Source organism: Mycobacterium sp. NGS62, from assembly GCF_059812285.1.
The window spans coordinates 1-5,484 of record NZ_JCALCK010000033.1; the positions used below are offsets into that span (position 1 = coordinate 1).

A 5,484-nucleotide genomic window follows, 5' to 3' on the forward strand; every position below is an offset into this window, starting at 1 on the left:
CTAGAACTCATCTGGCGGCGTCGCTGGCAGCGATCCCACTGCTGAACGTGACGTGGCCGGACGGTGGCCACCTCATAGGGCGGTCCGCGGCCCATACAGCGAATATCAGCTGGAGAAGAACAGCCGGTCGAAGCCGTCCTTGCGGTAGTGGTGCCTGCCGCGGCTACCCCATCGCGAAGCCGTATCCATAGCCGACCCGGGACTCGAGTTGGGTGAGCGCCTCGGGCTCGCCGAAGTCCAGGAAGATCCCGCAATAGGTGATGAGGGCCACGCAATGCCAGACAAAGTCCCGAGCCTGCAGATAACCACGTCCACCACGCAGAACCGGGGACCACAACACCTCGTGTCGGACATCGAGCACGTTGTTCGCAGGACTCAAGACAACGATCGAAAGCACTCTTGCCACCGTAGGTTTACGGACCAAGGTTAGCAAACGTCCGGGTTTACGCGCTGCTAGAATTGCCATGGCTTACAGGCTGATCGATGCCGCACAAGCCCATTGGCGTGCCATCAACGCACCCCACCTCGTCGCCCTCGTCCGTGCCGGCGCGACGTTCAACAAGGGCAAGCTACCCGAGCGTCCCATCTACATCACCTTCGAAACATCAGACATCAAGCCGTCAAAGGCTGGATCGGAGGTCGTTTGAAATCGCTGATCGCTGAACAGCCGGAGGCGATTTCACCCTTCGGCCCTCGCAGAACCGTGCGTAAATCTCTCAAAGTTACACGGCTCGTACCGTTCTGGTCACCAGACGCTGGGTACCGATGAAACGAAGACAATCGCGACTCGCTACGCGCGAACGGACAAGGCGGCAAGAGCCGGATCCTCGACGAGTCGTGCGCCACCGGGGGATGGCATCGCAACCACGCGCGCAAAGCGCTCAGCCCGGCGCTGCGGCCGACGATCGCTAAGCTCAGGCGACCGCGTGCCCCGAAGTATGGGCCGAAAGTTGATGCGGCGCTGGTCTTGCTGGGCAGTGCTGGGAATGCCCGCGCGCACGCGGCTGACACCGACGCGACGACGCTGGGCGGGCTGGTGGCGATCCTGCGGCGGTTCGGCGAGCTGGACATCGACGACGACACCGCGGCACTGCTGAGCGCCACGGCGGCGGCCACCATCGATCGCCGCCTAGCACCCGAACGCAAGAAGAACCAATTGGCGGGCCGCTCACGCACCGAACCGGGGTGACTGCAAAATAGCCAAACCTGGGGCGGGTCACAGTTCGATCCGGTTCGTTAAGTGAGCTAGTGGTGAGCAAGCGCTGAACGAGCCGTGACAAGTTGCGCACATATTGTCGTGGCAAGGCTGTTGCCGACGACATCGTTCCCGTGTGGTGCTAGCTTCGGGTTGTCATGAGAATTGACTTCGCCGATCCGACACCGCAGCGACGCCGTTTGGCCGCGGTAGCAGCCTTAGTATGGTTGATGTTGTGGATAATCATCGTCGGCGCACACCACCACGAAAATAGAAGTAACTCAACAGGTCCGGAAATTGTTGCCGGTGAAGCGTTGAATTTGATTGCTTCGTCGCAAGTTGTCAGGTATCAGCTTTTCCCTGACCATGCGCATGCAGAGAGAGATTCGTCGACACACCACGACGACCAGTTCGTGACCGCTGCCTTGACGCCGTCCGTGGCCGCGTTGGTAACTTTCGGCGCCGCAGTCAGTTCAGTCAGTAGGGCGGGATGGTTAGCCCACCCCGCGGTCGCGTCGGGGCGGGGCCCGCCCGCTACGTTTGGAGTGCGTTGCGCCGGTCGAGATCTGTTGACCCGGCTCTGTTTGTCTCGTCGCTGATCAGTCATCGTCAGGCCGCTTCGCTTCGCGTGGCCCGCCGGTGAACGCCGCTCATGCCAATTGTCGCGTGTCGCGCGCGCTTATGGAAATGACGATCAGATGAATGACTTTGTTCACAGTGGCAACAATCTATATTCCATCCCACCACTTACCGCCACCAGGACGCGGTCCCGCTGGCAGCGCAGGCCCGCCGCCTATGGGCGGCCGGGTGTCTCGGTGGGACACACTCCGGTGCTGAGGATCTCAGCGTCCCGGAGCATGCCGGACCGTGGTTTCTGGGCCAGCCTTGAGGGCTTCAATCTAGGTGGCAGCATGAAGGAACGCCCGGCCATGCACATGGTCGAGAAGGCGCGCGCCCACTGCGGGTTGCTGCCCGGAGCGCGCATCGTGGGGTCCGCCAGCGGCAGCCGGGGTTTAGGACTCGCTTTAGCGGGCCAGGTATATGGGCATCCGGTAACCGTTGTCACCGATACCGCGCTGGAACCGATCATTCGGCGGATGCTTGCAGCCTACGGCGCCGACGTTGTCCTCGTCGACGCACCGCACCCGGTTGGTGGGCGGCAGCAAGCCCGCAAAAATCGGGTCGCGCAGTTGTTGGCCACCGGTCCCGGTGCATGGACTCCGGATCAGTACAACAAGTCCGACAACGTCGGCGGGTATCAATCGCTGGCCTTTGAATTGCTCGTCCAGCTGGGCGAGATGGATGTGCTGGTGTGCTCAGTGGGTACCGGCGGCCATTCGGCCGGAGTCGTGCGAATGCTACTCCAGCAGAGCGAAGGGGCGCCGAGATCCGCATCGGTTCTGCAGGATTGGCGGATCGTCCTGGGCAACCGGTCTTTCCTGCTCTTCGCCGCGGCGATGATGGGTTCGTATGTATTTACCTTCCAGGTGTACCTTGTCCTGCCTCTGCAGGCGTCGGTACTGACACCACGGTTCCAAAGTTGTTTTGCCGCCGGCGTGTTTGCCATTTTTTGTGGGGTGGCTGTCGCCGGCCAGTTGCGGATCACCCGCTGGTTTTCCGACGGATGGGGTTGTGGGCGTAGCTTGGCTGTCGGTTTAGCCATCCTGGCTGTGTCGTATGTGCCGCTGATGATGCTGCCCGCCAGTCAGGGCTTATATACGTCAGCGGCTCTCGGAGCGCTTGTAGTCTCAGCAGCGCTGCCTGCGGTCTGTTCCGCCGCCCTGTTCCCGTTGGAAATGAATACCGTAGTTACTCTTGTCGGTAACCGTTTAGTGGTAACGCATTACGCGTTCTGCAACACCGGCGTCGGAATCGGAACCCTAATCGGCCATTTCGCGACAGGGATGATACGCGGCGCAGCAGTACATCGGGACGATACCGAAACACTCTGGACAGCATTGTTTTTCGTCGGTGTTGCTGCGACATTTGCGCTCATTCGACTTGACTCCGAAAGACGCTTGACTCCGAAAGACGCTCGCGAACCCAGGGATCGCTTGAAACAGAACAGCGTTCAGGAATGTCTGATAGCCCCTGCGGTTAGCGAGGTAGAGGCATCAGCCGTGGCACTGGGTGAACCGCATGCGGACGGTCGGCACGCCGGCGTCGATTCAGATGACTACCGGCGCCCTCCCCGCAGTCGGCTAGATCGTTGGAGGCGAGCCGATGGACTATGCCGCGCTGCCCACGTTTCGATCTTCGTCCACCGTCATGCCGCGCTCAGCGATCGGCGGATAAGACAGTGACCCAAAGCCGGCGTTGCGCCATGGAAGCCAACACCGAGGAAAGAAGAGGCACAACTCATATGGGGAAACGAACCGGAATGTCCGACAGAGCAAGTGTAGCCGGGGATCTAGCCCCCAGCCGTCCCGAGAGGATGCGACCATGAGCGGACACAGCCACGCCCACGGGCATGGGCACACAACCGATGCTGACCGGCGGTGGCTGGCCGGCGCCCTGGCGGTGATCACAGCATTCATGGTCGGTGAGGTGGCGGTAGGCATCGTTGCACAATCCCTCGCACTGATCTCGGACGCGGCGCACATGCTTACCGACGCGGCTTCAATTGCTCTGGCGCTGTGGGCTATCGGGCTGGCAGCACGGCCCGCGGCGGGCCGTATGACCTACGGTTGGCGACGGGCAGAAATTCTATCTGCGCTGGCCAACGGCCTGACTTTACTAGTATTGGCGGGGTGGCTGGCTTATGAGGCGGCCCGTCGGCTGATTGACCCGCCGCCGGTCACCGGCAAGCTGGTGCTGATGACGGCCCTAGTCGGAGTCGTGGTGAACGTGGCCGCAACGTGGATGATCAGTCGCGCCAACCGCTCCAGCCTCAACGTCGAGGGCGCTTTCCAGCACATCCTCAACGACCTGTTCGCTTTCATCGCAACGGCAGTCGCCGGCGTGGTGATCGTGTTCACCGGGTTTGCGCGTGCCGACGCAATCGCCACGCTCGTTGTGGTGGCGTTGATGGCAAAGGCCGGAACGGGATTGGTGCGTGCCGCAAGCCTGGTGCTATTAGAAGCCGCACCTTGCGGAGTCGAGCCCGAAGCGATTGGACAGGCGCTGGCGGCACGCGACGCGGTGGTCGAAGTTCACGACCTGCACGTGTGGGAAATAACTTCAGGGCAACCGGCGCTCTCGGCGCACGTGATCGTAGATGCAGACCGCGACTGCCATAACACCCGGGCCGAGTTAGCGGAGTTGCTGACGCACACGCACAAAATTTCACACATCACGCTACAGGTTGAGCACGAAAAGTCCGGCCGCCTCGGCGAACCCGGTTTCGCGGGCGCATGTACGCACTGCGCAGACCCGCACGGGCCCACGCACCGCTCGGTAAACACGCAAGCCCATCGTCACGAGTCGGACACAAGCGGCATCAGCTCCTCGTCGCTGTCGCATATCCGCGGTTAGGATTTGGGTTGTTATGAGGTTTGGCGGCGCTAGCGGGTTGCCTCGGCTGCGGTATGTGGCGGTGGTGGGGGCTGCAGTGTGGTTGGCTGCGTGGGGCGTGCTAATCGCCGCCGACAGTGTGATCATGCATTCGCAGTCTTCGGCGCCGGACCCGGCCCACGCGGTGGTGGCTTCGGCAAGTGGTGGTGAGCAGTCCACGTTTTCCGTCGATCATCCGCATATGGGCAAGGGTTCCTCGGGCGAGCATCCGGAGCAGTTCACCGCGGCGGTGCTGCCGCGCTCGGGTTCGGCCGTGGTTGCGTTGATCGCATTGGGTGTGATGGCCGCTGTGGCCGCCGCTGGTGGGCTGACCCAGCTGGGGGTGCCCGCCGGGCGGGGCCCCCCGCGCGCACCGGCTTTTTCGCTAACCGGTCAAGACGTCTTGACCCGGTTCTGCTTGTCTCGTCGCTGACGTGGTCAGCATCAGGTCGTAGGCCCTTGTGCCGGCGGCCGGTGACCGCTGACCCCTGTCAACTTTTGCCGCGCAGTGCTGTCGCGGCGTGCACGTGAAAGCGACGAATCCCATGACTGAAGCTCTTTCTTTTGACAACACTTGTGTTCACTCCGTTACGGCGCTGAAGGTCCTCGAGCCCCGCGACTGCCCGCGCCCCGCCGGCCTGGTGGGCAACACCCCGGTGCTGCGCATCGAGGCGCCGTTGGCGCCGGCCGGTCGGGGGTTTTGGGCCAAGCTGGAAGGGTTTAACCCCGGCGGCAGCATGAAAGACCGCCCCGCCCTGCACATGATCGAGGCCGCCCGCGCCCGCGGCGAATTGGCA

Annotated in this window: 6 protein-coding genes and 2 pseudogenes; 7 read left to right on the forward strand and 1 reads right to left on the reverse strand. The window is 62.5% G+C overall.

Annotated features, from left to right (window positions below):
* Positions 1 to 163 precede the first annotated feature (163 nt).
* Positions 164 to 397: a hypothetical protein gene (locus AC5Y49_RS24340; protein WP_499891951.1), complete on the reverse strand. Its 234-nt coding sequence runs from the start codon at positions 395 to 397 to the stop codon at positions 164 to 166.
* Between AC5Y49_RS24340 and AC5Y49_RS24345 the strand changes: the two are divergent.
* The 7 genes and pseudogenes from AC5Y49_RS24345 to AC5Y49_RS24375 all read left to right on the forward strand — a co-directional run.
* Positions 375 to 647, forward strand: a pseudogene (locus AC5Y49_RS24345) (IS256 family transposase); the annotation flags it as partial. The gene AC5Y49_RS24340 and the pseudogene AC5Y49_RS24345 sit on opposite strands and share 23 nt — an antisense overlap.
* Positions 648 to 967: 320 nt before the next feature.
* Complete coding sequence (locus tag AC5Y49_RS24350; protein WP_499891946.1) at positions 968 to 1,189, forward strand: hypothetical protein; 222 nt, start codon at positions 968 to 970, stop codon at positions 1,187 to 1,189.
* 164 nt (positions 1,190 to 1,353) lie between these two features.
* Positions 1,354 to 1,794, forward strand: coding sequence for a putative copper homeostasis (lipo)protein LpqS (lpqS, locus tag AC5Y49_RS24355; RefSeq protein WP_499891947.1), 441 nt, complete (start codon positions 1,354 to 1,356; stop codon positions 1,792 to 1,794).
* A gap of 216 nt (positions 1,795 to 2,010) precedes the next feature.
* Positions 2,011 to 2,556, forward strand: a pseudogene (locus tag AC5Y49_RS24360) (pyridoxal-phosphate dependent enzyme); the annotation flags it as partial.
* A gap of 1,081 nt (positions 2,557 to 3,637) precedes the next feature.
* A complete protein-coding gene (locus tag AC5Y49_RS24365) occupies positions 3,638 to 4,669 on the forward strand; it encodes a cation diffusion facilitator family transporter (RefSeq protein WP_499891948.1) in 1,032 nt (343 codons plus the stop codon).
* A 13-nt stretch (positions 4,670 to 4,682) separates the two neighbouring features.
* Positions 4,683 to 5,120, forward strand: a complete 438-nt coding sequence (gene lpqS / locus AC5Y49_RS24370) for a putative copper homeostasis (lipo)protein LpqS (RefSeq protein ID WP_499891949.1) — start codon at positions 4,683 to 4,685, stop codon at positions 5,118 to 5,120.
* 112 nt (positions 5,121 to 5,232) lie between these two features.
* Positions 5,233 to 5,484 (forward strand): pyridoxal-phosphate dependent enzyme (locus AC5Y49_RS24375; protein WP_499891950.1); only part of this gene is annotated, 252 nt, incomplete at its 3' end.

Excerpts from the sequence above, each read along its gene's own strand:
- lpqS (WP_499891949.1), top strand. The coding sequence starts at position 4,683 with ATGAGGTTTGGCGGCGCTAGCGGGTTGCCTCGGCTGCGGTATGTGGCG.
- AC5Y49_RS24365 (WP_499891948.1), top strand. The coding sequence starts at position 3,638 with ATGAGCGGACACAGCCACGCCCACGGGCATGGGCACACAACCGATGCT.
- lpqS (WP_499891947.1), top strand. The coding sequence starts at position 1,354 with ATGAGAATTGACTTCGCCGATCCGACACCGCAGCGACGCCGTTTGGCC.